The organism is Streptomyces sp. AC627_RSS907 (genome assembly GCF_019049165.1).
The window spans coordinates 1-847 of record NZ_JAGMUE010000855.1 but is presented as its reverse complement, the minus strand read 5'-3'; the positions used below and the strand labels follow the sequence as shown (position 1 = coordinate 847).

The 847-nt window shown below is 67.7% G+C and carries 1 pseudogene; it reads right to left on the bottom strand.

The features are described 5' to 3' along the window. Positions 1 to 350: 350 nt before the first annotated feature. Positions 351 to 847, bottom strand: a pseudogene (locus KUM32_RS39030) (protein-L-isoaspartate(D-aspartate) O-methyltransferase); the annotation flags it as partial.

Sequence of the window (847 nt, the reverse complement as noted above, 5' to 3'; positions counted from 1 at the left end):
ACCATCCCCGCACGCGCGGGGACCAGACCCGGACTCGCCCTCCGGGGGCGCGTCTTGGCGGACCATCCCCGCACGCGCGGGACCAGAGCAAGTGACCTGCGGGTTTCTTAGGCCGGACCCCGGTTTCTTGCAACTTCCGCGAACTCCGACCTTCCACCCGCATGTGATGGTCGCGATATCTCGCCCAATGCGTCCTCCCCTCAAGCAGGCGCAAAGGGCTAGTGCCCCCGCCCTCGCGTTCCCAGCAGGCCCAGACACATGGCGCGGACGGTCTACGGGGGCGGGCTCCCGGTTGGGGAACCAGGAGGGCCCTTCACCAGGCGAATGGCGGGGCCATTCCGCCAACCAGCTCAGATAGAGAACGTCCATGCGCCGTCTGGGGCGATCAGCCTGCCGCTGTCCGAACCGAGTTCGACGCTCATCGAGTGCAGAGGGAACTGATCTCGCTCCTCCCACTTACGCCGGACGCGCTCCAGGTCGTCCCAGAGTCGGCGGACTCCGTCCTGGTGCACGGTGCGCCGCGACGCGTCACCGCTCTCCTCTGCGCGTGCCCACGAACCGTCCGCCGCGAGGAGCCAGACCACGCGCCGACCGTCCGGCATGGTGGCCATACGGGTCTCTACGCCGGGGGTATCCAGTTCGTACAACCAGCGAAGCGGCCATTCCTGCCAGAGGTTCGGAATAGGGCCGTCAGGGGAACGCACATCCGCCCCGTCGGCGTCCCGGGCGGCTGTGAACACGTCGTTGAGCTTGGGTGGGTAGTCGGGGCTCTGTCGGGTTTCCATGAACGTTGTCGGGTCGGGTTGGACGCTTCCCCGCGCAATGCCGTCGTCTCCCATGTCGGTCG